Source organism: Streptomyces sp. NPDC053493 (genome assembly GCF_044544825.1).
In the GTDB taxonomy this organism is placed as follows: Bacteria; Actinomycetota; Actinomycetes; order Streptomycetales; family Streptomycetaceae; genus Streptomyces.
Map to the genome: position 1 here is coordinate 260,254 of NZ_JBITXS010000001.1, position 24,513 is coordinate 284,766.

Consider the following 24,513-nt stretch of genomic DNA (forward strand, 5'->3'; position numbering starts at 1 on the left):
GCCTCAGGCGGGCTGCTGCGCCGCCGCGCGCCGTACCGTCGTGGCGATCGTCGCCGAGCCCACCACGCGCGTGCCGTCGTACAGCACGATCGCCTGGCCCGGGGCGACGCCCCGGACGGGCTCGTCGAAGGTGACGGACAGCTCGCCGTCGGCCAGGGCCGCGGTCACCGGCGTCTCGCCGCCGTGGGCGCGCAGCTGGGCGGTGTAGCGGCCGGGGCCTTCAGGTGCCGTGCCGCACCAGCGGGGTTTGATGGCGGTGAGGGCGGTGACGTCGAGCGCCTCGGCGGGTCCGACGGTGACCGTGTTGTTCACGGGCGAGATGTCGAGGACGTAGCGCGGCTTGCCGTCCGGCGCCGGGTGCCCGATGCGCAGGCCCTTGCGCTGGCCGATCGTGAAGCCGTACGCGCCCTGGTGGGTGCCCACCTTCGTACCGGACTCGTCGACGATGTCGCCCTCCGCCGTGCCCAGGTGGCCGGCGAGGAAGCCCTGGGTGTCGCCGTCGGCGATGAAGCAGATGTCGTGGCTGTCGGGCTTCTTGGCGACCGCGAGGCCGCGCCGCTCCGCCTCCGCCCGGATCTCGTCCTTGGTGGTGAGGGTGTCGCCGAGCGGGAACAGGGCGTGCGCCAGCTGCTTCTCGTCGAGCACGCCGAGCACGTACGACTGGTCCTTGGCCATGTCGGAGGCGCGGTGCAGCTCACGGGTGCCGTCCTCGTTGAGGACGACGGTCGCGTAGTGGCCGGTGCAGACGGCGTCGAAGCCGAGGGCCAGGGCCTTGTCGAGGAGGGCGGCGAACTTGATCTTCTCGTTGCAGCGCAGGCACGGGTTGGGCGTGCGGCCCGCCTCGTACTCGGCGACGAAGTCCGCCACGACGTCCTCGCGGAAGCGCTCGGCGAGGTCCCACACGTAGAACGGGATGCCGATCACGTCGGCGGCCCGCCGGGCGTCGCGGGAGTCCTCGATGGTGCAACAGCCCCGCGCGCCGGTGCGGAAGGACTGCGGGTTCGCGGAGAGGGCGAGGTGCACGCCGGTGACGTCGTGACCGGCCTCGACGGCGCGGGCGGCGGCGACGGCGGAGTCCACTCCGCCGGACATGGCGGCGAGGACACGGAGGGGGCGCTGCGGCGGGGTCTGAGTCATAGCCCTACCAGGGTACGGGGCCGGGGAACCGTGGTCGCGGGAGTAAGCGTTCTCGCTGACATGGGGAGCACGGGCAGGGGCGCGGGGACGGGCAAGGGCGGGGCCAACGGGAAGGCCGGGGCGAAGGGGAAGGGCGGGGCCAGGGGCAAGGCCGGGGCGAAGGGGAAGGACGGGGCGGGCAGGCCCGGGCGGCGGGCCTTCCTGGTGGGCGGCGCGGTCGCCGTCGCCGGCACGGCCGTGCTCGCGCGCGACGAGCTGGCCCGCTTCTGGTGGCGGCTGCCGGGCATGGAGAAGAAGCGGGTCGAGGGCGAGCTCGACCACAAGGGCGCCGAGTGGACGGCGGCGTCCCGGGCGAACTGGCGGCGGGCGGACCGCCCGGACGACTACGTGATCGACCGGGTCGTGATCCATGTGGTGCAGGGCAGCTACGCCTCCGCCGTGAAGGTCTTCAAGGACCCGGCGCACGGGGCCGCCGCGCATTACGTGGTGCGCAAGGACGGGCACGTGGCCCAGATGATCCGGGAGCTCGACGTGGCCTTCCACGCCGGGAACCGGGACGTGAACGAGCGCAGCGTCGGCATCGAGCACGAGGGCTTCGTCGACCGGCCGCAGGACTTCACGGCCGCGATGTACGAGGCGTCGGCGCGGCTCACGGCCGGGATCTGCGCGCGGTACGGGATACCCGTGGACCGGGACCACGTCATCGGGCACGTGGAGGTGCCGGGCACCGACCACACCGATCCGGGGCCGCACTGGGACTGGCCCCGCTACATGGCGCTCGTACGGCGGGAGCGGGCGAAGCTTCCGCAGGGCGGCTGAGCGGCCGCCTGATCAGTCGCCGGGCAGTCCGGGCGGCCCGGCGGTCAGCTGAGGCCGGCCGTGCGGGCGCGCTCCACGGCCGGGCCGATCGCCTCCGCGACGGCCGCCACGTCCTCCTTGGTGGAGGTGTGACCCAGGCTGAAGCGCAGGGTGCCGCGGGCGAGGTCCGGGTCGGCGCCGGTGGCGAGCAGCACGTGGCTGGGCTGGGCGATGCCGGCGGTGCAGGCGGAGCCGGTGGAGCACTCGATGCCGGCCGCGTCCAGGAGCAGGAGCAGGGAGTCGCCCTCGCAGCCGGGGAAGGTGAAGTGGGCGTTGGCGGGCAGCCGGTCGACCGGGTCGCCGCCGAGGATCGCGTCGGGCACGGCCGTACGCACGGCGGTGACGAGCTCGTCGCGCAGCGCGCCGACGGTCCGGGCGAACTCCTCGCGCTCCTCGGCGGCGATCCGGCCGGCGACGGCGAAGGCGGCGACGGCGGGCACGTCGAGGGTGCCGGAGCGGACGTGGCGCTCCTGGCCGCCGCCGTGCAGGACGGGAACGGGCGTGTACTCGCGGCCGAGGAGCAGGGCGCCGATGCCGTACGGGCCGCCGATCTTGTGGCCGGAGACGGTCATGGCGGCGAGGCCGGAGGCGGCGAAGTCGACCGGAATCTGACCGAAGGCCTGCACGGCGTCGGCGTGCAGCGGCACCTCGAAGTCGGCGGCGACGTCGGCGAGTTCGCGGACCGGCATGACCGTGCCGATCTCGTTGTTGGCCCACATGACGGTGGCGAGCGCGACGGAGCCGGGGTCGCGGGCGATCGCCTCGCGCAGGGCGTCGGGGTGGACGCGGCCGTGGGCGTCCACGGGCAGGTACTCGACCGTGGCGCCCTCGTGGGTCGCGAGCCAGTCGACGGCGTCGAGGACGGCGTGGTGCTCGACGGGGCTCGCGAGGACGCGGGTGCGGCGCGGGTCGGCGGCGCGGCGGGCCCAGTACAGGCCCTTGACGGCGAGGTTGTCGGCCTCGGTGCCGCCGGAGGTGAACACGACTTCGCTGGGCCGGGCCCCGAGGGCGCCGGCGAGCGTCTCGCGGGCCTCCTCGACGGTCCGCCGGGCGCGCCGGCCGGCGGCGTGCAGCGAGGAGGCGTTGCCCGTGACGGCGAGCTGGGCGGTCATCGCCTCGATCGCCTCGGGAAGCATGGGCGTGGTCGCGGCGTGGTCGAGGTAAGCCATGGTGGGAACGATTCTACGAGGCCGCCCGCGCGGCTCCGTCGACTGGCCGGATCCGGTGGGCGTCGGCGCCGTCGCGGCACGGCGCCGAATCGACGATCGGGAGCCGGGGGCCGGGCGCCGAAGCCGGGGGCCGGGCGCCGAGGGCCGGGCGCCGAGGCCGGGGGCCGGGCGCCGAGGGCCGAGGACCGGGAGCCGAGGGCCGAGGACCGGGAGCCGAGAACCGGGAGCCGAGGCCGGGAGTCAGGAATAGAGAGCGGCGGTCTCCATGGCGACCTCGGCGAGGTAGGCGCGGGCGGCCGGCGGTTCGAGCACCTCGAGGCTGGCGCCCATGGCGAGCAGCGGGCGCAGCTCGCCGAGCTCGGCGACGGCCAGCTCGACGGGGGTCCACTCCGCCGTGGCCCGCGGCGGAGGCGGGGCGGTGAGCCGGTCGCCGTACATCCGGAGGAAACGGTCGTAGCGGTCGCGGTGGACGCGGGCGGTGACGGTGACGACGGCGGCGCCGTCGTCGGCCGGGCGCCGCTCGACGCGCGCCCGCAGGACCTCCCAGACGTCGGCGAGTTCGACGCCCGGCCGGCGCCGGACCGGGTCGTCGAGGAGTGCGGCGCGGTGGACGCGGTCGGCGCGGAAGAGGCGCGGCTCGGTGTCGTGGTCGGCGACGAGGTACCAGACGCCGGCCTTCACGACGAGGCCGTACGGGTCGACGGTGTACGCCTTCGGGGCGGGCGCCCCGCCGCTGCGGTAGCGCAGGCCGAGCCGCCGGTCGGCGAACACGGCCTGGTGCAGGACGTCCAGGTCCACCTCGGCGCGCGGTCCGCTCCGCCAGCGGTCCGGGTCGACCAGGATGCGGCGGCTCGTCAGCTCGGCGGCCGGCCGGTGCGGCGCGGGCAGCGCGGCCATCACCTTCCGCAACGCCGAGCCGAGGGCCTGGTCCAGCCCGAGCGCGGCGTGCGCGCCGTGGGCGGCGAGCACGAACAGGGCGCGCGACTCGTCGGCGGTGAGCCCGGTGACGTCCGTCCGGTAGCCCGGCAGCAGCGCGATCCCGCCGTGCCGCCCGCGCTCGGCGTACACCGGCACCCCGGCGGCGGACAGCGCCTCCACGTCCCGGTAGATCGTCCGCACGGACACACCGAGCCGCTCGGCGAGCTCGCTCGCCGGCACGAGCCCCCGGGTCTGCAGCAGCAGGAGCAGGGCGAGCAGCCGATCGGACTTCACCGGCCCACGCTAACGGCCGAGCGCCGCGGCGGTGGCGCTTCCGGTACGGCGCCTACCGCCGGCGACTGCCGCCGACGGGTGGGTGCGGCCGGCCGGCGAGACGGCCGGCCGCCTCCACAGCCTGTCGGGCCCGGCCCGGAGGTCAGGCGCGCGGGGCGCGGGCGAGCTGGCGGGACTGGGCCACCAGGCGGTCGGCGGAGTCCCAGACCTCGGCGTCCTCCTCCAGGAAGCCGCCCGCGAGGTTGCGGGTGGTGATGGAGACGCGCAGGGGGCCCGGGGCGGGGCGGCAGCGGACGTGAGTGGTGAGTTCGACCGTGGGCGTCCAGCCCTTGAGGCCCAGCTCGAAGGAGGTCGGCGGCAGCGCGTCGACGGTGAGGAGCAGGGACAGCGGGTCAGGCTCGCGGCCGTCGGCCAGGCCGAACCAGCCGCGCATCTCGCCCTTGCCGGACGGCGCGCCGATCGCCCAGCCCACGGTCGCCGGGTCGAGGCGGATGTCGAGCCGCTCGGTGATGGCCGAGGAGCCCGGGATGGCGGGCGTCGGCCCGTCGGAGGCGCCGAAGCACTGGTCGAGCGGCGCGATCGCGGGCGGCGTCGCGGAGGTGCGGACGTCGTCCGGGAGGGCGTCGAAGTCTCCGTACGAGGCGAGGACGCGGATCCGCTCGACCTCGGTGCCGTCCTCCGCGTACTGGAGGAGCGAGGCCTGGCCGGTGGACAGCGTCCGGCCGGTCCGTACGGTCTCGGTGCGGATGACCGCCGGGCCCGGCACGGAGGGCGTGAGGTAGTGCGCCGAGATCGTGAACGGGTCCGGGTGCGGCAGGTGGTCGCCGAGCGCGCGGCCGAGGAGGGCGAGGAGATAGCCGCCGTTGACGGCGTGGATGATCGTCCAGCCCGCGGAGAGTTCGGCGTCGTAGACGCCGGGCTCGCGAAGGGTGACGGCGGTGTCGCGGTCGAACTCGCTCGCCGCGGCGCTCGTCATGGCGCTCGCCGTCTCGATGCTGCTCGTGCTCATACCCTCGACCGTACAGGATTTAGCTACTGAGCGGTAGCTTTTTCGGGTTCCTCGCGGGTGGACGAGCGGCGGTTCCACGCGCGCGGCGCGCGCCAGTGGTAGCGCATCGCGAGCAGGCGCAGCAGGAAGGCGGCGAGGACGGCGGCGCCGCTGGTGTACGCGTTGAGCACGTCGAAGCGGATGGAGAGCACGACCGTCGTCGCGCCCACGATCGCCGGCACCGCGTACAGGTCACGGTCCCAGCGCAGCAGCGACGGCACCTCGTTGGCGAGCACGTCGCGCAGCACACCGCCGCCCACGGCGGTGGCCAGACCGAGCGCGGCGGAGGAGGTCAGGCCGAGGCCGTAGTCGTACGCCTTGGTGGTGCCGGTCACGCAGAAGAGCCCGAGGCCGGCCGCGTCGAAGACGTTGACCGCGGCCTGGGTGCGTTCCACCTGCGGGTGCAGGAAGAAGACGAGGACGGTCGCGACGAGCGGCATGAGGAAGTAGCCGAGATCGGTGAAGGCGGCGGGCGGAACGGCGCCGATGATCAGGTCGCGGAAGAGGCCGCCGCCGAGAGCCGTGACCTCGGCGAGGACGGCGATGCCGAAGACGTCGAAGTTCTTGCGCACGGCGAGCAGGGCGCCGGAGATGGCGAAGACGAAGATGCCGACGAGGTCCAGGGCGTGTTGGACGGACGGATTGAACAGATCGTGGAGCACGGCCCCATTGTCCCGGTTGGACGGAGGGGGAAGGTCCCCCGCGCCGGGAGGCGCGTGTGGCCCCGCCGCCTCGAGGGCGGCGGGGCCACACGTACGCGCTGCCTGCGGCTACTTCTCCGGCTTGGCCGACGCCTCCGGCGCGTCGTCGCCCGGCGCGGCCGCCTCGGTCGACTCAGCAGGCTCAGCAGCCTCGGCAGACTCAGGCGCCTCAGCCTCAGGCGCCTCAGCCTCAGCCACCGCCGCCTTCACCGGCTTCACCGGCTTCTCCGCCTTCTCAGTCTTCTCCGCCTTCTCCGTCGTCACCTCCACCGACTCCCGCGCCGACGGCACCGTCAGCCCCTCCGCGTTCTCCGGGTGGTGGCACGCCACGCGCTGGCCCGGGCGGAGTTCCAGGAGCGGGGGCTCCTGGGTCTTGCAGACGGCGGTCGCCTTCCAGCAGCGGGTGTGGAAGCGGCAGCCGGGCGGCGGGGCGATCGGGGAGGGGACGTCTCCCGTCAGGAGGATGCGGTCGGTCTTCGCCCCGCGGCGGCGCGGGTCCGGGATCGGGACCGCGGACATCAGGGCCCGGGTGTACGGGTGCATCGGGGTCTCGTACAGGGACTTGCGGTCCGCGAGTTCGACGACCTTGCCCAGGTACATGACCGCGATGCGGTCCGAGACGTGCCGGATGACCGACAGGTCGTGGGCGATGATCACGTACGTGAGGCCGAGCTCGTCCTGGAGGTCGTCCAGGAGGTTGACCACCTGCGCCTGGATGGAGACGTCCAGGGCCGAGACGGGCTCGTCCGCGACGACCAGCTTCGGCTTGAGGGCGAGCGCGCGGGCGATGCCGATGCGCTGGCGCTGGCCGCCGGAGAACTCGTGCGGGTAGCGGTTGTAGTGCTCGGGGTTCAGGCCGACCAGGCCGAGGAGGCGCTGGACCTCCTTCTTCACGCCGCCCTCGGGCTCCACGCCCTGCAGCTTGAAGGGCGCGGAGACGATCGAGCCGACCGTGTGGCGCGGGTTCAGCGAGCCGTACGGGTCCTGGAAGATCATCTGGATGTCGCGGCGCAGCGGACGCATCTTGGCCACACCGAGGTGCGTGACGTCCGTTCCCTCGAACTCGATCTTCCCGCCGGTCGGTTCGAGGAGCCGGGTGATGAGCCGGCCCATCGTCGACTTGCCGCAGCCGGACTCGCCGACGACGCCGAGCGTCTCACCGGGATAGACCTCGAAGTCGATCCCGTCGACCGCCTTGACCGCGCCGGTCTGGCGCTGCAGCAGGCCCTTCCTGATGGGGAAGTGCTTCTGCAGGCCGCTGACCTTCAGCAAAGGTTCCATGGTGTCGCTCACAGCTTCGGCGCAATCTCTTCGGTCCAGATCCGGGTCCGCTCCTCCTGCGACATGTGGCAGGCCGAGTAGTGACGGCTGCCGGCCTCGGACTCCGCGAGCTCGGGGCGCTCGGTCCGGGTGATGCCGCCCTTGGGGACGTCCGCGTACGGGCAGCGCGGGTTGAAGGCGCAGCCGCTGGGGACGTTGATGAGGCTGGGCGGGTTGCCCTTGACCGGGATGAGCCGGTCGGTCTGCTCGCGGTCGATGCGCGGCATGGAGCCGAGCAGTCCCCAGGTGTAGGGGTGCTGGGGCTGGTAGAAGACGTCCTCGGCCGAGCCGCGCTCCACGCACCGGCCGCCGTACATCACGAGGATGTCGTCGGCGATCTCGGCGACGACGCCGAGGTCGTGGGTGATGATGATGACCGCGGAGCCGAACTCCTTCTGCAGGTCCCGGATCAGGTCGAGGATCTGGGCCTGGACGGTCACGTCGAGCGCGGTGGTCGGCTCGTCCGCGATGAGCAGTTCGGGGTTGTTGACCAGCGCCATCGCGATCATCGCGCGCTGGCGCATGCCGCCGGAGAACTCGTGCGGGTAGTTGTCGAAGCGCTTGGCGGGCTCGGGGATGCCGACGCGGTCGAGGAGTTCGACGGCCCGCTTGCGGGCGGTCTTCTTGTCGACCTGGTGGTGGACCCGGTAGGCCTCCACGATCTGGTGGCCGACCGTGTAGTACGGGTGCATCGCGGACAGCGGGTCCTGGAAGATCATCGCCATCTCGCGGCCGCGCATGCGGCGCACGGTGTCCGGGTCGGCGGAGAGCAGTTCCTGCCCGTTGAGCCAGATCTCGCCGGAGATGCGGGCCTTCTGCCGGCCGTACTGGCCGACGGTGTGCAGGCCCATGATGCCGAGCGAGGTGACCGACTTGCCGGAGCCGGACTCGCCCACGATGCCGAGGGTCCTGCCCTTCTCCAGCTGGAAGGTGAGGCCGTCGACCGACTTGACCAGGCCGTCGTCGGTCGGGAAGTGGATCCTGAGGTCGCGGACGTCGAGGAAGGCGTCCGACGGCGCGGACTTCCCGGACGCGACCGGCTCGCCGAGGGCGGAGCCGGTCTTCACGAGCTTGTCGGTCATGCCAGCCTCACTCGGGGGTCGATCACGGCGTACAGCAGGTCCACCAGGAGGTTCGCGAGGACCACGCAGGAGGCGGTGATGAGCGTGACGGCCAGGATGATCGGGAGGTCGCGCTCGCTGACGCCCTTGATGGCGAGACCGCCGAGTCCCTTGAGGTTGAACGCCGTCTCGGTCAGGATCGCGCCGCCGACGAGGGCGCCGAGGTCCATGCCGAAGATGGTCAGGATCGGGGTCATGGTGGAGCGCATGGCGTGCTTGCCGAGCACGACCGACTCCGGCAGGCCCTTGGCCCGGGCGGTACGGATGTAGTCCTCGCCGAGGACCTCCAGCATGGTGGCGCGGGTGAGCCGCGCGTACATCGCCGCGTACAGGAAGGCGAGGGTCACCCAGGGCAGCAGCAGGCCGCCGAACCAGCCGCCGAAGGACTCGCTGATCGGCACGTAGGTGGCGTCGACCCAGCCCAACTGCGTGCGGAAGACGAGCATCGCCAGCATGGCGGTGAAGAAGATGGGGAGCGAGACGCCCGCGAGCGCGGTGATCATCGCCGCCCGGTCGATGACGGTTCCGCGCTTGAGCGCGGAGACGACGCCCGTGGTGACGCCCATCAGCAGCCACAGCACGGCGGCGCCGAGGACCATGGAGAGCGTGACGGGGAAGGCGTCGACGAGCATCTCCGAGACGTCCTGCTCGGTACGGAAGGAGTAGCCGAAGCAGGGCGCCGCGCAGTGGATCGTGGAACCGCCGCCCGTGTAGTCGCGGCCGACGAAGATGCCGGACACGAAGTGCCAGAACTGCACCAGGATCGGCTCGTCCAGGCCCAGCTTCTGCCGGATGCCCTCGATGGAGGCCGGATCCGCCTGCTTGCCGACGAACATCGCGGCAGGGTCACTGCCGGTCATCTTGGGGATGAGGAAGAAGATGCTGAGCGTCACCAGCGTGACGACGAGCAGCATCATGACGACGGCGAAGAGCCGTCGGATTATGTATGCAAGCATGCGGTCGGCCGGTCGGCGGCCGGGGGATCCGGTCGGATCCCCCGGCCGCCGCGCACGGCCCTCACCTGCCCTTCGGACCTAGCGGCGGGTGCGCCGTTGGAGCGAGTTGGTTACGGACTCGGCCGGTTACTTCACGACGCCGATCGACGTGTAGTCGTAGCGGCCGTTGTAGGCGTCGGCCGTGTAGACGTTCGTCAGTCGCGAGCCGCGCCAGATGATGTTCTTCTCGTGGGTGAAGGGCAGGTAGACCGCGGCCTCCGAGACCTTCGTGTTGATCTGCTTGTAGAGCTCGCCGGCCTTGTCCGGGTCGGTCTCCTTCAGCGCCTGGTCGAACAGGCCGTTGATGGCCGGGTCGTTCAGCTGCGAGAAGTTGTTGTTGCCGCTCTGCAGGATGAAGCGACCGTCGACGAGCGGCTGCAGGTAGCCCTGGCCCGACGGGAAGTCGGCGCCCCAGCCCATGATGATGATGCCGTAGCCCTTGTCCTTGACCACCTTCGGCGAGCCGATGATGCCGGAGGTCTGAGAGCCGTCGAACTGGTCGATCTGGGCGTCGATGCCGACGGCCTTCAGCGACTGCTGGAGGGACTCGGCGGTGGCGATCTCGATCTTCTTGTTGTTGCGGACCGCGATCGTGGTCTTGAAGCCGTTCGGCTTGCCGCACTTCGCCAGGGCCTCCTTGGCCTTGGCGATGTTCGGGGTGCCGGAGAGCTTGCCGTACGGGTCGGCCTTCGGGTCGGAGCCCTTGATCGCCGGCGGGAGCATGTTGGTGGCGATGTCGCCGCCGGCCTGCGGGCCGCCACGGGCGTTCTGCAGGGACTTGGAGTCGGCCGCGTAGATGATGGCCTTGCGGCACTCGATGTTCGGGATGACCGTCTGCGGGAAGACCGCGTAACGGATCATGCCGGTCTGCGGGTTGTCGACGTTGTCCCGGTGCTGCTGGAGCACCTTCTGGCGGGCGGCGGCGCCGACACCGGTCGCGTTGATGTCGAGGTCGTACTCGCCCTCGACCAGGCGGTTGTCCATGTCGTCGGCGTTCGTGGTGAACGTGACGCTGATGGTGTCCGGCAGGGCCTTGCGGACGTTGTCGGACTTGGCGTCCCACTTGTCGTTGCGGACCAGCTTGATGGACTTGTTCGGCGTGTAGGACTGCCACTTGTACGGGCCGGAGGAGAAGACCTTCAGGCCGTACTGGGCCTTGGTGTCCTTGTCCTGGCGGACCGGGGAGGCGGCCGGCATGGCCAGCATCTGCAGGAAGTCGCCGTTGGGCGCCGGCAGCTTGAAGACGATGGTCTTGTCGTCCGGGGTCTCGATCGCCTTGAGGCCGAGCTTGTCCGCGGAGGTGTCCTTGTACGGGCCCGGGTAGGTCTTCTTCGGGTCGAGGACCTGCTGGAGGTAGATCGGGCCGCCGGAGACGACGTCCTGGGCCCAGATGCGCTCGATGCCGTACTTGATGTCCTTGGAGGTGATCGGCTTGCCGTCCTCCCAGGTGACCCCGTCCCGCAGCGTGAAGGTGTAGCTGAGGCCGTCGGCCGAGACCTTGCCGGTGTCGGTGGCGAGGTCGGGGACCAGCTCGGTGGAGCCGGCGCCCGGCGCGGTCTTGAAGGTGACCAGCTGGCGCGTGTAGTAGCGCATGAAGTCCCACACGAAGCCGTAGTAGCCGCGCTGCGGGTCCCAGTTGTCGGCCTCCTGCGAGCCGATGAACCTCAGCTCGCCGCCCTTCTTGTCGGAGGGGCTGGCGATCTGGTTCACAGCGGCGTTGAAGCCGGCGCCGCCGCCCTTGCCGCCCTTGGCGCCGTCGCCGTTGCCGCCGCCACAGGCGGTGGTGACGACCATCGTGGCCGCCGCGAGCAGCGCGCCCGCGGCGATTCTGCGCCTCTGGGAGCTGTTCAGGGTCATGGTCGAGCAACCTCCGGAGTAGTGGCGGCCGTTACGGTGGTCCGCCGTTGGGGATGTGCCTCCTGTCGACAGCGGCAGGGGCTGGTGCTGGGGCTGGGACTGGTCGTGCGGTGGACGGCGTGACGTCAGCGGGAGCCCTTCGGGTCGAGCGCGTCACGCACGCCGTCGCCGAAGAGGTTGAACGCCAGCACGGTGACGAAGATCGCGAGGCCGGGGATCAGCATGAACAGTGGATCCGACTCGTAGGTGGTGATGGCCGTCGACAGCATCTGGCCCCAGGAAGCGGTGGGCGGCTTCACACCCGCGCCGAGGAAGCTGAGCGCCGCTTCGGTGAGGATGTTGGTGGGGATCATCAGGGTGGCGTAGACGGTGATCGGGGCGACCAGGTTGGGCAGCAGCTCGCGGCGCAGGATGTAGAAGCGGCCGGCGCCGAGGCTCTGGGCGGCCTCCACGTACTCGCGGTTGCGCAGCGAGAGGGTCTGGCCGCGGACGATGCGGCCGACGTAGGGCCAGCCGAAGAAGCCGATCACGAGCACCAGGGCGGCGATGCGCACGCCCGAGCCGTCGAGGCCGAGGAACTCGTTGGGCAGCACCGACACCAGGGCGATGGTGAACAGCAGCTGCGGGAAGGCGAGCATGACGTCCATGACCCGGCTGAGCGCGGCGTCGATCCAGCCGCCGAAGTAGCCGGCGACGATGCCGAGGACGGTGCCGAGGGCGACCGCGAAGAGGGCCGCGAGGAAGGCGACGAGCAGCGAGATCCGGGCACCGTAGACGATGCGGCTGAAGACGTCGCGGCCGTTGACCGGCTCGACTCCCAGCAGGAAGTCGGAGTTGATGCCGCCCCAGGACCCGATCGGGGTGCCGAAGAGCGGGTCGATCTGGTCCTCGTGGAACTCGTCCGGCGGGTGGCCCAGGAGGCCGACGATCACCGGGGCGAGGATCGCGACCAGGACGAGGAAGATGACGACGAACGCGCCCGCGAGGGCCAGCTTGTCGCGCTTGAGGCGGACCCAGGCGATCTGCCAGGGGGAACGGCCCTCGATCGCCTTGCCCGGCAAGCTGGGCACGGCGTCGACGGGGGCGGTCTGCTCGGCCGCACTCGTCTCGTGCAGTGGTGCCGTCATCGTGGTGAGGACCCCTCTCGGCCGCCGGGTCGCCGGCCCTTGCCCGCCGCGGGTAGCGGCTCGGTGGAACAACTGCTGGGCACCGGCCCCTGGGGCCGAACGCCTGGTGTTCCGGGGAGTCTTCAATGGGCTCGCGATCACCCGCCAGACCTGACCGGGAATGTTTGCTCAAACGTGATGCGGTGCGCCCGCTTCCGTTATGCGGACGTCGTGATCGTCTGAGCGGACCATCTCGACCGCTATTCGACCAGACCGGACATCACGCTCAACTGCGCTCTCGCGGTGCCGAATTGGGGCGTGGGCGAGGCTTCCGGGCGGAACGGAACGGACGTATCAGTACGGGCGGGGAGCGGCCGGCGGGTAGCCGTAGCCCGGGGCGGGCGGGGCCGCGGGCGCGCCGTGGGCGTCCCGGTCGTAGAAGGGGCGGGCGTGGGCGTGGAGCCACATCGCGACCGGATCGTACGCGTCGGACATGGCCACCGTGGAGACCGGCAGCCCGTCGGGGACGGCGGAGACCGTCTGGTGCATCATCGCGCGGACCGCCTCGACGGAGGCCGGCGAGGAGTCGTACAGGTCGAGGCCGATGGCGAGGTACGGGGAGCCGAGCGCGGGCTGCACCCAGGCGCGGCGCAGCGAGCGGACGGCCGGGGTGCGGTGGGCGTTCTGCGTGAGCAGGGCGTAGAACTGCGGGATCTCGACGGCGGGCTCGGACAGCCGCAGCGGGCCGGCGGGCATCCGGTCCAGGCCGGTGGCGATGCGGCGCAGGTCCGCCCAGGGAATGCCGACGCCGCCGCCGGGAGCGTGCGGATTCAGCCAGATGCCCCAGCGGTCGGGATAGAGGGCGCGGGCGATCTCCAGTCCGGTGACGCGCTCGTGGGCGCGGTTCCAGCCGGAGGCGGCGAGTTCCTGGTCGGAGGTGACGCACGGGGCGTAGCCGTGGCCGTCGACCTGCATGTGGCCGTACTGGGCGTCGGGCGAGCCGGCGGTGCCCTGCCAGAGCAGCATCCGGACCTCGGAGCCGGCGAGGGCCTGGAGCAGCTGCTCGTAGGCGTCGTGGCGCCCGGGTGCCACCTGGCGCAGCATGTGCTCGACCTGTCCGGCCGCAGCGGTGCCTGACGCGCTCACCGTGGTCCCGCCCCTCTTTTTCGTCAACGCGGTCTGGATCGGTTCTCGATCGGTTCCGGATCGGTTCTGAATCAGTTCAGCTTAAACAGCGGGTCCGTCACACGGCGGCGCGCTGGTAGAAGGGGCGCACCTTCTCCAGCATCCAGTCGCCGACCGGGTCCTGGGCGACGTCGAGCAGGATGAGGTTGACCGGCCAGGCCACCTCGACCCGGCCGAGGGCGCGGCCGAGGGCGTCGAGGGGCGCGTGACGGTCGGCTTCGGGGCCGGTGAGCTGGACGCCGACGAAGAGGGCCGGTTCGGTGCCCTCGACGCTGGCCAGGGTGCGGCGGGCGGTGGCGACGACGCCGGCGGCCTCGAACTCGGCGGAGGCGGCGGCGAGGAAGTCGACCGGGTCGTCCTGCCAGTCGGGCTCGAAGAGCCGGACCCGGCCGCCGGTGGCGGGCCCGTCGAGGGCGGTGCGGCCGGTCCGGCACAGTTCGGCGACGGCGGGCGGCGGCAGCGGGACGCCGACGGCGCCGCCGGGGTTCACGGCGATGCCGAGCTGCGGCGGCAGGCCGCGGGCGAAGTCGCGGGCGGGCGCGACGGTGTACGACATGTGCTCGCCGACGCAGGCGAGGAACTGCTGCTCGGAGCTGAAGACGGGCACGTAGGGGGCGCCGTCGATCTCCAGGGTGGGCAGGTCGAGGTCGGGGCTGTCGGGGCCGCCGCCGTTGGGCAGGGGCACCCAGACGGGGCTGCGGCCGAGGACCTCGACCAGCCGGCCGCCGGCCCCGGGGTTGCCGAGCGAGGCGGCCAGTACTTCCTCGAGCTCATTGCCCGGCCACGTCACGTCCACGATCTCGTCGTCCCCTTCCGGCACACGGTGCGGTCAGCACCTTAACGGCGGCTCGGTGCCCCTGTGACCGAAAAGGACGCCCTGGAGGGCGGGAGTGGTTCAGGACACGTTCCGCGGATCGCTCAGGCCGCCTCCCGGAAGCCGATCTTCCGCAGCGCGTCGGCCGCGTCCCGGTCGAGCAGGGTGACCGAGGCGCAGCCCGGCGGCAGGGCGCCGGCCTCGGCGGTGCGCACCAGGCGGCCGACGGCGCGGCGGTGCCGGGCGAAGGCGTATCCGGAGACGCCGCGGCCGCGGGAGCGCTGGCCGGCCCGGGCGGTGCCGGGCTCGACGTCGAGCAGGATCAGGTGCAGGGCGGCGCCGCGGCGGCGGGCCTCGCGGGCGAGCCAGCCGCGCACCCAGGACTGGGTGCCGCAGTCGTGGACGATCACGCCGGCGCCGGAGCGCAGGACGCGGCGCAGGCCGGCGTAGTGGGCGATCCGGGCGAACGGGCGCCACAGCGCGTACGGCAGGAAGCGGGGCAGCCGCGCCTCCCAGCGCTCCCGAGTGTCCTGGGAGTCGACGGCGCGGCCGCGGGCGGCGCGGGCCATGAGCGTGGACTTCCCGGCGCCGGGCAGCCCGGAGACGACCACGACGTCGCCGGCCGCGAAGGTGAGGGCGCGGGGACTGCGGCCGGCCCGCTCGCGCAGGTCGCGCAGGATCCGGGCGCGGCGCCGGGTCCGGGCGGCGGCCCGCTGGAGCGGTATCCCGGTGGTCGGGGCAACGGCACCGGTGCGCTGGATCGTCATCGCTTCTCCCCCTGTCGGGCCCTGAGGAGACCCTTGCCCACGAAGTGTAAAGAAACGGTAATGAGACGCAAGCGATTTGCCGCGCCGAACCGCCGTGCAATGATGTGCGCGCCAGGTGCTCGTCCGAGCGCTCACAACCGCATACCGGCCGCTCGAATCCGCGCGGGAGAGTTCCGGGTCACGCTTCGTGCCCGGGCGCCGAAGGAGCAAGTACCTCCCTTGAATCTCTCAGGCCCCGTACCGCGTGGATGAGGCAGATCTGAAAAGCGGGTCGCCCTGCCGCGTCCCCACCCAAGGTGCAAGCCGAGGATGCCCTCGGTGAACCTCTCAGGTTCCATGACAGATGGGGAGGATCGTCCTCACCGTCATGCATGTCGTGCCCTGCACGCCCTGGGACCCGGGAGCCACCCCATGAGCACTGCCCCCCGCCTGACCGCCCTCGATGCGCTGCATCGTTCGCTGGGCGCGACCATGACCGACTTCGCCGGCTGGGACATGCCGCTGCGCTACGGCAGCGAGCGCGACGAGCACAACGCCGTACGCACCCGGGCCGGCCTCTTCGACCTCTCCCACATGGGCGAGATCACCGTCACCGGCCCGCAGGCGGTCGAGCTCCTCGACTACGCCCTGGTCGGCAACATCTCCACCGTGGGCAACGGCCGCGCCCGCTACACGATGATCTGCCAGGAGGACGGCGGCATCCTCGACGACCTGATCGTCTACCGCCTGGGCGAGACGGAGTACATGGTCGTCGCCAACGCCTCCAACGCGCAGGTCGTGCTCGACGCCCTGGTGGCCCGCGCGGCAGGATTCGACGCCGAGGTCCGCGACGACCGCGACGCGTACGCGCTGATCGCCGTCCAGGGCCCCGAGTCGCCCGGCATCCTGAAGTCGCTCACCGACGCCGACCTGGACGGCCTGAAGTACTACGCGGGCCTGCCGGGCACCGTCGCGGGCGTGCCCGCGCTGATCGCCCGCACCGGCTACACCGGCGAGGACGGCTTCGAGCTGTTCCTGAAGCCGGAGCACGCCGAGGGCGTGTGGCGGGCGCTGACCGAGGCGGGCGCCGGCGTCGGCCTGATCCCGTGCGGCCTGTCCTGCCGCGACACGCTCCGCCTGGAGGCCGGCATGCCGCTCTACGGCCACGAGCTGACCACCGCGCTCACGCCCTTCGACGCGGGCCTCGGCCGGGTCGTGAAGTTCGAGAAGACCACGAACGAGGGCCGCTTCGTCGGCCGCGAGGCCCTGGAGAAGGCCGCCGAGCGCGCCGAGACCGCCCCGCCGCGCAAGCTGGTCGGCCTGGTCGCCGAGGGCCGCCGGGTGCCGCGCGCCGGCTTCCAGGTCGTCAAGGACGGCCAGGTCGTCGGCGAGGTCACCTCCGGTGCCCCGTCCCCGACCCTCGGAAAGCCGATCGCGATGGCGTACGTGGACGCGGCGCACGCCGAGCCCGGCACCCAGGGTGTAGGTGTGGACATCCGCGGTACCCACGAGCCGTACGAGGTCGTGGCGCTGCCGTTCTACAAGCGCCAGAAGTGACGCGGTCGTCTCGTTCCCCGTCTCACCCCGTAAGACCCACGTTCATCAGCACTCCCCCGATCCAGGAGAATCAGGTCATGAGCAACCCCCAGCAGCTGCGCTACACCAAGGAGCACGAGTGGCTGTCGGCCGCCGAGGACGGCGTCGCGACGGTCGGCATCACGGAGTTCGCGGCCAACGCGCTCGGTGACGTCGTCTACGCCCAGCTCCCCGCCGTCGGCGACACCGTCACCGCGGGCGAGACCTGTGGCGAGCTGGAGTCGACGAAGTCGGTCAGCGACCTCTACTCCCCCGTCACGGGCGAGGTCGTCGCGGCCAACCAGGACGTGGTGGACGACCCGTCCCTGGTGAACTCGGCTCCGTTCGAGGGCGGCTGGCTGTTCAAGGTGCGCGTCACGGGTGAGCCGGACGAGCTGCTCTCCGCCGACGAGTACACCGCGTTCGCCGGGAACTGAGACCGGGCCCGAGACCCCTAGGGATCGATTCATGTCGCTTCTGAACACTCCCCTCCACGAGCTGGACCCCGACGTCGCCGCCGCCGTCGACGCCGAGCTCCGCCGTCAGCAGACCACCCTCGAGATGATCGCCTCGGAGAACTTCGCTCCGGTCGCGGTCATGGAGGCCCAGGGATCGGTCCTCACCAACAAGTACGCCGAGGGCTACCCGGGCCGCCGCTACTACGGCGGCTGCGAGCACGTCGACGTGGCCGAGCAGATCGCGATCGACCGGATCAAGGACCTGTTCGGCGCCGAGTACGCCAACGTGCAGCCGCACTCGGGCGCCTCCGCCAACCAGGCCGCGCTGTTCGCGATCGCCCAGCCGGGCGACACGATCCTCGGCCTCGACCTGGCGCACGGCGGCCACCTCACCCACGGCATGCGCCTGAACTTCTCCGGCAAGCAGTTCAACGTGGTCGCGTACCACGTGGACGACGCCGGTCTGGTGGACATGGCCGAGGTCGAGCGCCTGGCCAAGGAGCACCGCCCCAAGGTGATCATCGCCGGCTGGTCGGCCTACCCGCGCCAGCTGGACTTCGCCGAGTTCCGCCGCATCGCCGACGAGGTCGAGGCCTACCTGTGGGTCGACATGGCCCACTTCGCGGGCCTGGTCGCCGCCGGTCTGCACCCGAACCCGGTCGAGTACGCGGACGTGGTGACCTCCACCACGCACAAGACGCTCGGCGGCCCGCGCGGCGGCATCATCCTGGCGAAGAAGGAGTTCGCGAAGAAGCTGAACTCCTCCGTCTTCCCGGGCTTCCAGGGCGGCCCGCTGGAGCACGTGATCGCGGCCAAGGCCGTCTCCTTCAAGGTCGCGGCCTCGGAGGAGTTCAAGGAGCGCCAGCAGCGCACCCTGGACGGCGCCCGCATCATCGCCGAGCGCCTGGTCCGGGACGACGTCACGGAGCACGGCGTGTCCGTGCTGTCCGGCGGCACCGACGTGCACCTGCTCCTGGTCGACCTGCGGAACTCCGAGCTCGACGGCCAGCAGGCCGAGGACCGGCTCCACGAGGTGGGCATCACGGTCAACCGGAACGCCGTTCCGAACGACCCGCGCCCGCCGATGGTCACCTCCGGCCTGCGCATCGGCACGCCGGCCCTCGCGACCCGCGGCTTCCAGGCCGAGGACTTCGCCGAGGTCGCCGACATCATCGCCGAGACCCTCAAGCCCGGCTTCGACGCCGAGGCGCTCAAGGCCCGGGTGACGGCGCTCGCCGAGAAGCACCCGCTGTACCCCGGCCTGAAGTAATTTCGTACCCTTTTGTTACTGGGTTCGTCCGTACGGAACCTCCGGGGCACCCCGCACACTGGACAGTGGGCGCGGTGCCCCGGCCCATGCTCAGCGTTTCTGCACCACCCCGGCAGACAACGGCGTCCAGCCACCCCACAAGGAGTTCTCCGTGGCCATCTCGGTCTTCGACCTGTTCTCGATCGGTATCGGCCCGTCGAGCTCCCACACGGTGGGCCCCATGCGCGCCGCCCGCATGTTCGCCCGCCGGCTGAAGAACGAGGGCCTGCTCGCCCACGTCGCCTCGATACGGGCGGAGCTGTACGGCTCGCTCGGCGCCACCGGCCACGGCCACGGCACGCCGAAGGCGGTGCTGCTCGGCCTGGAGGGCCACTCGCCGCGCACGGTGAACGTGGAGACCGCCGACGACGAGTTCGAGCGGATCAAGGAGAGCGGCCGGATCAACCTGCTCGGCGCCCACGAGATCCCGTTCTCCTTCGACGACGACCTGGTCCTGCACCGCCGCAAGGCCCTGCCCTACCACGCCAACGGCATGACGGTCTTCGCGTACGACGCCGAGGGCGCGCTCGTCCTGGAGAAGACGTACTACTCGGTCGGCGGCGGCTTCGTCGTCGACGAGGACGCGGTCGACGGGCAGAGCCCGATCGTGCCCGACGACACCGTGCTGAAGTACCCGTTCCGCACCGGTGACGAGCTGCTCCGCCTCACCAAGGAGACCGGTCTGTCGATCTCCTCGCTGATGCTGGAGAACGAGAAGGCCTGGCGCACCGAGGACGAGATCCGCGAGGGCCTCCTGGAGATCTGGCGGGTCATGCAGGCCTGCGTCTCGCGCGGCATGTCCCGCGAGGGCATCCTGCCGGGCGGCCTGAAGGTCCGCCGCCGGGCCGCCACCTCCGCCCGCAAGCTGCGCTCCGAGGGCGACCCGGCCGCCCACGCGATGGAGTGGATCACGCTCTACGCGATGGCCGTGAACGAGGAGAACGCGGCGGGCGGCCGGGTGGTCACCGCCCCGACGAACGGCGCCGCCGGCATCATCCCCGCGGTCCTGCACTACTACATGAACTTCGTGCCCGGGGCCGACGAGGACGGCGTGGTCCGCTTCCTCCTCGCCGCCGGCGCGATCGGCATGCTCTTCAAGGAGAACGCCTCCATCTCCGGCGCCGAGGTCGGCTGCCAGGGCGAGGTCGGCTCGGCCTGCTCCATGGCGGCCGGCGCGCTCGCCGAGGTCCTGGGCGGCTCGCCCGAGCAGGTGGAGAACGCGGCCGAGATCGGCATGGAGCACAACCTGGGCCTGACCTGCGACCCGGTCGGCGGCCTGGTCCAGATCCCGTGCATCGAGCGCAACGGCATGGCGGCGGTCAAGGCCGTCACGGCGGCGAAGATGTCGATGCGCGGCGACGGCAGCCACCTGGTCTCCCTCGACAAGGTCATCAAGACCATGAAGGAGACCGGCGCCGACATGAGCGTGAAGTACAAGGAGACCGCCCGCGGCGGCCTCGCGGTCAACATCATCGAGTGCTGACCGGCCCGTGCCCCTGACCGGTCCGTGGCCCTGACCGGTCCCGGCTGATCGACGCCCGCCGCCGGAAAGGCCGGGCCGCCCGGCCGGCGGGCCGCCCGGCCGGCGGGCGCCCGGCCCCCGGTCAGGTGGCGCGGTCGCCGTTGTCGTCGCAGGGCAGGGCGGCGGTGGGGTTGTTGGCGGTGAAGTCACGGTGGGCCTGCCGCTCGGTGTCCGCGATCGCGGTGGGCGGGATGTTGATGACGCCGCCGAAGGGACGGTCGACGTCCCGGATGATGACCAGGGCCGTGGTCAGCAGGCAGGTGATCACGACAAGGGTGACGATCTGGCCCCGGTTGTTCCTTCGGGGAAGGCAGATTCCCAGGGCCGTGACGGTGATGACCAACGTGGCGAGCAGGAACCAGAAGATGGTGCTCGGGATGCTGGAGGTCGCCTGGGTGAGGCGTTCCTCGCGTTCGTCGGACCGCCTGTTGTCGGCGGCGACGAGCATCCCGAAGACCGGCTGGCCGGCCAGGTTCTCGAAGGTGTCCCGGAAGCCGGTCGACCAGACGCTGGGGGCCGCGGAGCCGTTGCCGTCGGACATGGCGGACCATTCCTGGACGCGCACGGCCCGGGCGTAGCACACCGCGCCGGCCTGGATGCGTGTCCGCTCGGCGGCCGGGGCGTACTCGGCGGTCTCGACGAGCTGGTCCAGGGCGCGGGCTTCTCCGCGGGAGGCGACCTCGGCCCGCCCGTACGAGCCGTTGGCGGTGACCAGGACGAAGGAGAGCAGCAGGACGGTCATCGTCAGCAGCGGGCCGACGAGGTCCTTGACGGCCATGCCCTCGTCGTCGTCGGCGTTGACCAGCCGTGGCCTGAGCCAGCGGTTGGCAGCGAGTCCCGCGAGGAGAGCCAGCAAGGCGACGACGACGACAAGGACCACGGTGATGCCACCTCGAGGAAGGAGGGATCCCGGCGGCGGGCCGGGGCGAGGTGATCCTTTCGATCCGGATACGGCGAGCGAAGGGACGGATCGTTTCCTCGCCTCCCAAAGAGGGAAACAACTTTCGCCCACTCGGCCAGACGCGCCTTTCGCGTCCGCCGCGCCGCGCTGGACGAGCGGCCGGCGGCACCGCGTCACCGTACGCCGCGGGCCGCCCGCGCCCCGGCGAGGTCAGGCCTTGTTGAGGTGGCCCCAGAACTCGTCCCAGGAGAGCACGCCGTCGCCGTTGTCGTCGCGCTGCTTGATGAGGGCCTCGGCGACCGTCTCGGTCACGTTGAAGTCGCCCATCTCGGCCATGACGTGCTTGTACTCGGCGGCCGTGATGAAGCCGTCCCCGTCCACGTCGAACTTGTCGAACGCCGTGCGCGCCTCGTTGATGTCCGCCACTGCTTCCGCCCCTTCATGGTGCTTCGATGTCGGGGGCCAGATTAGCGGGCGTCCGCGTGCCGGATGATGGGGGTATGAGCAGCGAGGTGGCACGGATACTGGCGGCGGCGGCACGTGGGGAGTTCCCGCCGCCGGACGGGGCGACGACGATCGTCGCGCCGCCGAACGGGCGGGACGCGGGAGTGCTGTCGTTCACGGCCCACTCGGTGGTGTTCCTGGACGAGGACCCGGAGTGGGTCCGGGCGGAGCTGGCGGCGGCGTCGACGGACCCGCTGGTGGCGAGCATGACGCCGCGGTTCCTGACGGCGCTGGCGGACCGCACGGGCCGGTATCTCAACACGATCGACCTGATGACGGTGGCGCCGGCCCTGCCGGGCGAGCCGGGAATCGAGCTGCGGGAGATCCGCGACCGGGAGCATCCGCGGGTGGCGCGGGCCCTGAAGTACCGCGACGAGGTCCGGGTGTGGGCGGCGGACGGCGGTGTGCTGATCCTGGGCCGGGGCGTGGCGGGCCGCTGGGAGGCCGCGGTCGAGGTGGACGAGGACGTCCGGCACCGGGGCCTGGGACGGGCGCTGGCGACGGCGGCCCGGCATCTGACGCCGGACGACGTGGTCTGGGCGCAGAACTCGCCGGGCAACGCGCGCAGCGTCCGCACCTTCCAGGCGGCGGGCTACCGCCCGGTCGGCGCGGAGGCGCTGCTGGTCGCCGGCTGAGGCCGCGTCCGGAAGGGCCTAGCGGAAGATGCCGGTGTGGCCGAGCGAGTAGCGGCCCGGCTGCGGGTAGACGGCGAGGCCGTGCGGGCCGCTGCCGACCGGGATGCGGGCCAGCTGCTTGCCGGTGGCGGTGTCGATCGCGTAGACCTCGGAGTCGTAGCGTCCGGAGAGCCACAGCACCTTGCCGTCGGCGGAGACGCCGCCCATGTCGGGCGATCCGCCGTCGGGCAGCCACCACTTCTTCGTCAGCTTGTTCTGCGTGAAGTCGAAGACGGAGACGGAGCCCTCGCCGCGGTTGGAGACGTACATCTCCTTGGAGTCGCGGGAGACGTAGAGGCCGTGGCAGCCCTTGCCGGTGGGCAGGAGCGTCGGGGTGGTGAACTTCTCCCCGTCGAGGACCCACATGCCGTGGGCCATCATGTCGGCGATGTAGAAGGTCTTGCCGTCCGGTGAGATCTTCACGTCCTGCGGCATGGCGCCGTTGAAGGGCAGTTTCTGCTGGCCGACGACCTCCATCTTCTCGGTGTCGACCTTGAGGAGTTCGCCGGAGAACTCGCAGGAGACGACGAAGTAGCGCCCGTCGGCGGAGAAGTCGGCGTGGTTGACGCCGTAGCAGGAGACCGGGACGGTCTTGCGGCGGTCCATGGTGTGCGGGTCGCGGAAGACGAGTTCGCGGTCGAGCGAGGCCATGACGACGGCGTACTTGCCGTCGGGCGTGAAGTAGAGGTTGTACGGGTCGTGGACCTCGACCGGTTTGCCGGCGACGCCGGTGGCCGGGTCGATCGGGGTGAGGGTGTGGCCGCGGTTGTTGTTGACCCAGAGGGTCTTCATGTCCCAGGAGGGGACGACGTGCTGCGGCTGGTTGCCGACGGGGATGGTCTCGACGACCTTGTAGGTGGTGGGGTCGATGACGGAGACGGTGTTGGAGTTGGTGTTGGGGACGTAGACGCGGGAGGGGAAGTCCTTGACCACCGGGGAGAGTTGGTTCGGCCGGTCGGCGGCGTAGACGTCGTCGGCCTTGAGCAGCGGCGGCATGCCGGGCAGACCGGCCGGGGCGGCGGGCTCGGGCACGGCCGGTTTCGGTACGTCGGGGACCACGGCCGCCTTCTTGGTGCCGCCGCCGTCCTCGTCGTGGTGCGGGCTGCCGCAGCCGGCGAGTCCGAGGGCGATCAGGAGCGCGGTGGCGGCCAGTGTCCTCGTACGGGCGTGGTGCGTACGGGCGGCGCCCCGGCGGGCGTGGTGCGTACGGGTGTGGTGCGCGCGGGCGGGAAGGGTCGGCATCAGGTCAGCAGCTCCGTGGTCGTCACCGCGGAGAGGCCGCGGCGGTCGAGGTCGGCGAGGAGGAGGGGCAGCGCGGCGACCGTGTCCGCGTAGCCGAGGTGCAGGCTCACCACCGACCCGTTGCGGATCCGTCCGGTGACGTTGGCGACGACGGCCGCCGGGCCGGGCGAGGTGAAGTCGAGGGAGTCGACGTCGTACGACAGGACGTGCGGGTATCCGGCGCGGGCTGCGGCCCGCTGGACGGCCGGGGCGGCGTGCTGGGTGCGGGAGGGCCGGAACCAGGTGCCGATGGAGCCGGTGAGGCGGCGCAGCCGGCGGGCGCAGGCCGCGATCTCGGCGTGGGCGTCGGCCTCGCTCATGGCGCCGATGTCGATGTGGCGCTGGGTGTGGTTGCCGAGGTCGTGGCCGCCGTCGAGGATCCGCCGGGCCATCTCGGGGTGCTGGTCGAGCCAGGCGCCGACGGCGAGGACGGTGAGGCGGGCGCCGTGCCGTTCGGCCCGGTCGAGGAGGGCGCGGGCGAGGGCGGGGTCGCCCTGGCCGTGGAAGGTGAGGGCGACCCGGGGCCTCTCGCGCGGGCCGCTGGCGATCTCCGTGGGCCGGCCCGGGTAGTGGCGGGGCGCGGGTGCGGCGGCGGGCGCGGGTGCGGGGCTCTGGGGCCGGGGCTCGGGGCGGGGCTCCGTACCGCAGGCGGTGGCGAGGGCTCCCGCGAGGGCGGTGGCCGCGCCGGCCCGGAGGGCACCGCGGCGGTCGGTGGGCGTCACGGGACCATTTAAGGGCGGGTAAGCCCGAAAGATAACGATTGAGCCGATTCAGGACGTTTACGGGTCGCGCCAAGTCGTCCAGCATGCGGACAACCCGAGGAAACTCTCGATGAACACCATACTTATTCACCCTTTAGAAGGCGGCCGCTCCCCTTAACCAACGATTCATCGGTAAACTGTCCACGTTTGTCCGAATCTGCCCCGGTAAGGGATTTTGGCACCGAGGCCCTTCGTCTGCCATAGTCGGAGACACGACCCCCATTGACCCGGGCCAGGTCGTCAGAGCGGCCGTGGATAC

General features: G+C 71.6%; 23 protein-coding genes and 1 riboswitch. Of the genes, 6 read left to right on the forward strand and 17 right to left on the reverse strand.

Features of this window, described 5'->3' with window-relative positions:
* Nucleotides 1-3: 3 nt before the first annotated feature.
* Entirely contained in the window at nt 4-1,137 is a 1,134-nt protein-coding gene (mnmA, locus tag ACIGO8_RS01145; protein ID WP_399722506.1) for a tRNA 2-thiouridine(34) synthase MnmA, read from the reverse strand.
* A 60-nt stretch (nt 1,138-1,197) separates the two neighbouring features.
* On the opposite strand from mnmA, the gene ACIGO8_RS01150 reads away from it, so the two are divergent.
* The gene (locus tag ACIGO8_RS01150) at nt 1,198-1,956 is read left to right on the forward strand and encodes an N-acetylmuramoyl-L-alanine amidase (protein ID WP_399722508.1); all 759 of its coding nucleotides are present in this window, start codon (nt 1,198-1,200) and stop codon (nt 1,954-1,956) included.
* Between the two features lie 44 nt (nt 1,957-2,000).
* On the opposite strand, the gene ACIGO8_RS01155 is transcribed toward ACIGO8_RS01150, so the two are convergent.
* From ACIGO8_RS01155 to ACIGO8_RS01210, 12 genes are all read right to left on the reverse strand, one after another.
* The gene (locus ACIGO8_RS01155) at nt 2,001-3,164 is read right to left on the reverse strand and encodes a cysteine desulfurase family protein (protein ID WP_399722511.1); all 1,164 of its coding nucleotides are present in this window, start codon (nt 3,162-3,164) and stop codon (nt 2,001-2,003) included.
* A gap of 240 nt (nt 3,165-3,404) precedes the next feature.
* Nucleotides 3,405-4,376 (reverse strand): helix-turn-helix transcriptional regulator, encoded by a 972-nt coding sequence (locus ACIGO8_RS01160; RefSeq protein ID WP_399722513.1) that lies wholly within the window; start codon nt 4,374-4,376, stop codon nt 3,405-3,407.
* 142 nt (nt 4,377-4,518) lie between these two features.
* Nucleotides 4,519-5,385 (reverse strand): thioesterase family protein, encoded by an 867-nt coding sequence (locus ACIGO8_RS01165; protein WP_399722516.1) that lies wholly within the window; start codon nt 5,383-5,385, stop codon nt 4,519-4,521.
* Nucleotides 5,386-5,408: 23 nt separating this feature from the next.
* Nucleotides 5,409-6,086, reverse strand: coding sequence for a trimeric intracellular cation channel family protein (locus ACIGO8_RS01170; protein WP_399722519.1), 678 nt, complete (start codon nt 6,084-6,086; stop codon nt 5,409-5,411).
* 108 nt (nt 6,087-6,194) lie between these two features.
* Nucleotides 6,195-7,406 (reverse strand): ABC transporter ATP-binding protein, encoded by a 1,212-nt coding sequence (locus ACIGO8_RS01175; protein ID WP_399722522.1) that lies wholly within the window; start codon nt 7,404-7,406, stop codon nt 6,195-6,197.
* A gap of 8 nt (nt 7,407-7,414) precedes the next feature.
* Nucleotides 7,415-8,527 (reverse strand): ABC transporter ATP-binding protein, encoded by a 1,113-nt coding sequence (locus ACIGO8_RS01180; RefSeq protein ID WP_399722524.1) that lies wholly within the window; start codon nt 8,525-8,527, stop codon nt 7,415-7,417.
* Nucleotides 8,524-9,522: an ABC transporter permease gene (locus ACIGO8_RS01185; protein WP_399722526.1), complete on the reverse strand. Its 999-nt coding sequence runs from the start codon at nt 9,520-9,522 to the stop codon at nt 8,524-8,526. The genes ACIGO8_RS01180 and ACIGO8_RS01185 overlap by 4 nt, the downstream gene beginning before the upstream one ends.
* Before the next feature lie 126 nt (nt 9,523-9,648).
* A complete protein-coding gene (locus ACIGO8_RS01190) occupies nt 9,649-11,418 on the reverse strand; it encodes an ABC transporter substrate-binding protein (protein ID WP_399722529.1) in 1,770 nt (589 codons plus the stop codon).
* Between the two features lie 125 nt (nt 11,419-11,543).
* On the reverse strand, nt 11,544-12,545 hold the full coding sequence (locus tag ACIGO8_RS01195; protein WP_399722531.1) for an ABC transporter permease: 1,002 nt from the start codon (nt 12,543-12,545) through the stop codon (nt 11,544-11,546).
* 333 nt (nt 12,546-12,878) lie between these two features.
* On the reverse strand, nt 12,879-13,670 hold the full coding sequence (locus tag ACIGO8_RS01200) for an enhanced serine sensitivity protein SseB C-terminal domain-containing protein (RefSeq protein WP_399722534.1): 792 nt from the start codon (nt 13,668-13,670) through the stop codon (nt 12,879-12,881).
* 97 nt (nt 13,671-13,767) lie between these two features.
* A complete protein-coding gene (locus tag ACIGO8_RS01205) occupies nt 13,768-14,505 on the reverse strand; it encodes an enhanced serine sensitivity protein SseB (RefSeq protein WP_399724233.1) in 738 nt (245 codons plus the stop codon).
* 122 nt (nt 14,506-14,627) lie between these two features.
* Nucleotides 14,628-15,290 carry an AAA family ATPase gene (locus tag ACIGO8_RS01210; RefSeq protein WP_399722537.1) on the reverse strand — a complete coding sequence of 221 codons (663 nt, stop codon included), beginning with the start codon at nt 15,288-15,290 and terminating at the stop codon, nt 14,628-14,630.
* Nucleotides 15,291-15,443: 153 nt separating this feature from the next.
* Nucleotides 15,444-15,543, forward strand: a riboswitch (glycine riboswitch).
* Between the two features lie 158 nt (nt 15,544-15,701).
* Here ACIGO8_RS01210 and gcvT point away from each other — a divergent pair.
* The 4 genes from gcvT to ACIGO8_RS01230 all read left to right on the forward strand — a co-directional run bounded on the left by gcvT (nt 15,702) and on the right by ACIGO8_RS01230 (nt 20,094).
* The gene (gene gcvT, locus ACIGO8_RS01215; protein WP_399722540.1) at nt 15,702-16,826 is read left to right on the forward strand and encodes a glycine cleavage system aminomethyltransferase GcvT; all 1,125 of its coding nucleotides are present in this window, start codon (nt 15,702-15,704) and stop codon (nt 16,824-16,826) included.
* Nucleotides 16,827-16,903: 77 nt separating this feature from the next.
* Entirely contained in the window at nt 16,904-17,281 is a 378-nt protein-coding gene (gene gcvH / locus ACIGO8_RS01220; RefSeq protein WP_399722541.1) for a glycine cleavage system protein GcvH, read from the forward strand.
* A gap of 31 nt (nt 17,282-17,312) precedes the next feature.
* Nucleotides 17,313-18,572, forward strand: coding sequence for a serine hydroxymethyltransferase (gene glyA, locus ACIGO8_RS01225; protein ID WP_399722542.1), 1,260 nt, complete (start codon nt 17,313-17,315; stop codon nt 18,570-18,572).
* 151 nt (nt 18,573-18,723) lie between these two features.
* A complete protein-coding gene (locus ACIGO8_RS01230) occupies nt 18,724-20,094 on the forward strand; it encodes an L-serine ammonia-lyase (protein ID WP_399722544.1) in 1,371 nt (456 codons plus the stop codon).
* A 121-nt stretch (nt 20,095-20,215) separates the two neighbouring features.
* Here ACIGO8_RS01230 and ACIGO8_RS01235 read toward each other — a convergent pair whose 3' ends face one another.
* Together ACIGO8_RS01235 and ACIGO8_RS01240 are read right to left on the reverse strand one after the other, a co-directional pair.
* On the reverse strand, nt 20,216-21,013 hold the full coding sequence (locus ACIGO8_RS01235; protein ID WP_399722546.1) for a hypothetical protein: 798 nt from the start codon (nt 21,011-21,013) through the stop codon (nt 20,216-20,218).
* Between the two features lie 231 nt (nt 21,014-21,244).
* The gene (locus tag ACIGO8_RS01240; protein ID WP_399722548.1) at nt 21,245-21,460 is read right to left on the reverse strand and encodes an EF-hand domain-containing protein; all 216 of its coding nucleotides are present in this window, start codon (nt 21,458-21,460) and stop codon (nt 21,245-21,247) included.
* A 74-nt stretch (nt 21,461-21,534) separates the two neighbouring features.
* Between ACIGO8_RS01240 and ACIGO8_RS01245 the strand changes: the two genes are divergently transcribed.
* Nucleotides 21,535-22,173: a GNAT family N-acetyltransferase gene (locus ACIGO8_RS01245; protein WP_399722550.1), complete on the forward strand. Its 639-nt coding sequence runs from the start codon at nt 21,535-21,537 to the stop codon at nt 22,171-22,173.
* An 18-nt stretch (nt 22,174-22,191) separates the two neighbouring features.
* Here the strand turns inward: ACIGO8_RS01245 and ACIGO8_RS01250 are convergent, their stop codons facing one another.
* A complete protein-coding gene (locus ACIGO8_RS01250) occupies nt 22,192-23,454 on the reverse strand; it encodes a YncE family protein (RefSeq protein ID WP_399722552.1) in 1,263 nt (420 codons plus the stop codon).
* A complete protein-coding gene (locus ACIGO8_RS01255) occupies nt 23,454-24,215 on the reverse strand; it encodes a polysaccharide deacetylase family protein (protein ID WP_399722554.1) in 762 nt (253 codons plus the stop codon). The genes ACIGO8_RS01250 and ACIGO8_RS01255 overlap by 1 nt, the downstream gene beginning before the upstream one ends.
* Nucleotides 24,216-24,513: the final 298 nt, after the last annotated feature.

What these genes read in the sequence shown, in the direction of transcription:
- mnmA (WP_399722506.1), bottom strand. Translation starts at nt 1,137, where the DNA reads ATGACTCAGACCCCGCCGCAGCGCCCCCTCCGTGTCCTCGCCGCCATG.
- ACIGO8_RS01150 (WP_399722508.1), top strand. Translation starts at nt 1,198, where the DNA reads ATGGGGAGCACGGGCAGGGGCGCGGGGACGGGCAAGGGCGGGGCCAAC.
- ACIGO8_RS01155 (WP_399722511.1), bottom strand. Translation starts at nt 3,164, where the DNA reads ATGGCTTACCTCGACCACGCCGCGACCACGCCCATGCTTCCCGAGGCG.
- ACIGO8_RS01165 (WP_399722516.1), bottom strand. Translation starts at nt 5,385, where the DNA reads ATGAGCACGAGCAGCATCGAGACGGCGAGCGCCATGACGAGCGCCGCG.
- ACIGO8_RS01175 (WP_399722522.1), bottom strand. Translation starts at nt 7,406, where the DNA reads ATGGAACCTTTGCTGAAGGTCAGCGGCCTGCAGAAGCACTTCCCCATC.
- ACIGO8_RS01180 (WP_399722524.1), bottom strand. Translation starts at nt 8,527, where the DNA reads ATGACCGACAAGCTCGTGAAGACCGGCTCCGCCCTCGGCGAGCCGGTC.
- ACIGO8_RS01185 (WP_399722526.1), bottom strand. Translation starts at nt 9,522, where the DNA reads ATGCTTGCATACATAATCCGACGGCTCTTCGCCGTCGTCATGATGCTG.
- ACIGO8_RS01190 (WP_399722529.1), bottom strand. Translation starts at nt 11,418, where the DNA reads ATGACCCTGAACAGCTCCCAGAGGCGCAGAATCGCCGCGGGCGCGCTG.
- ACIGO8_RS01195 (WP_399722531.1), bottom strand. Translation starts at nt 12,545, where the DNA reads ATGACGGCACCACTGCACGAGACGAGTGCGGCCGAGCAGACCGCCCCC.
- ACIGO8_RS01210 (WP_399722537.1), bottom strand. Translation starts at nt 15,290, where the DNA reads ATGACGATCCAGCGCACCGGTGCCGTTGCCCCGACCACCGGGATACCG.
- gcvT (WP_399722540.1), top strand. Translation starts at nt 15,702, where the DNA reads ATGAGCACTGCCCCCCGCCTGACCGCCCTCGATGCGCTGCATCGTTCG.
- gcvH (WP_399722541.1), top strand. Translation starts at nt 16,904, where the DNA reads ATGAGCAACCCCCAGCAGCTGCGCTACACCAAGGAGCACGAGTGGCTG.
- glyA (WP_399722542.1), top strand. Translation starts at nt 17,313, where the DNA reads ATGTCGCTTCTGAACACTCCCCTCCACGAGCTGGACCCCGACGTCGCC.
- ACIGO8_RS01245 (WP_399722550.1), top strand. Translation starts at nt 21,535, where the DNA reads ATGAGCAGCGAGGTGGCACGGATACTGGCGGCGGCGGCACGTGGGGAG.
- ACIGO8_RS01250 (WP_399722552.1), bottom strand. Translation starts at nt 23,454, where the DNA reads ATGCCGACCCTTCCCGCCCGCGCGCACCACACCCGTACGCACCACGCC.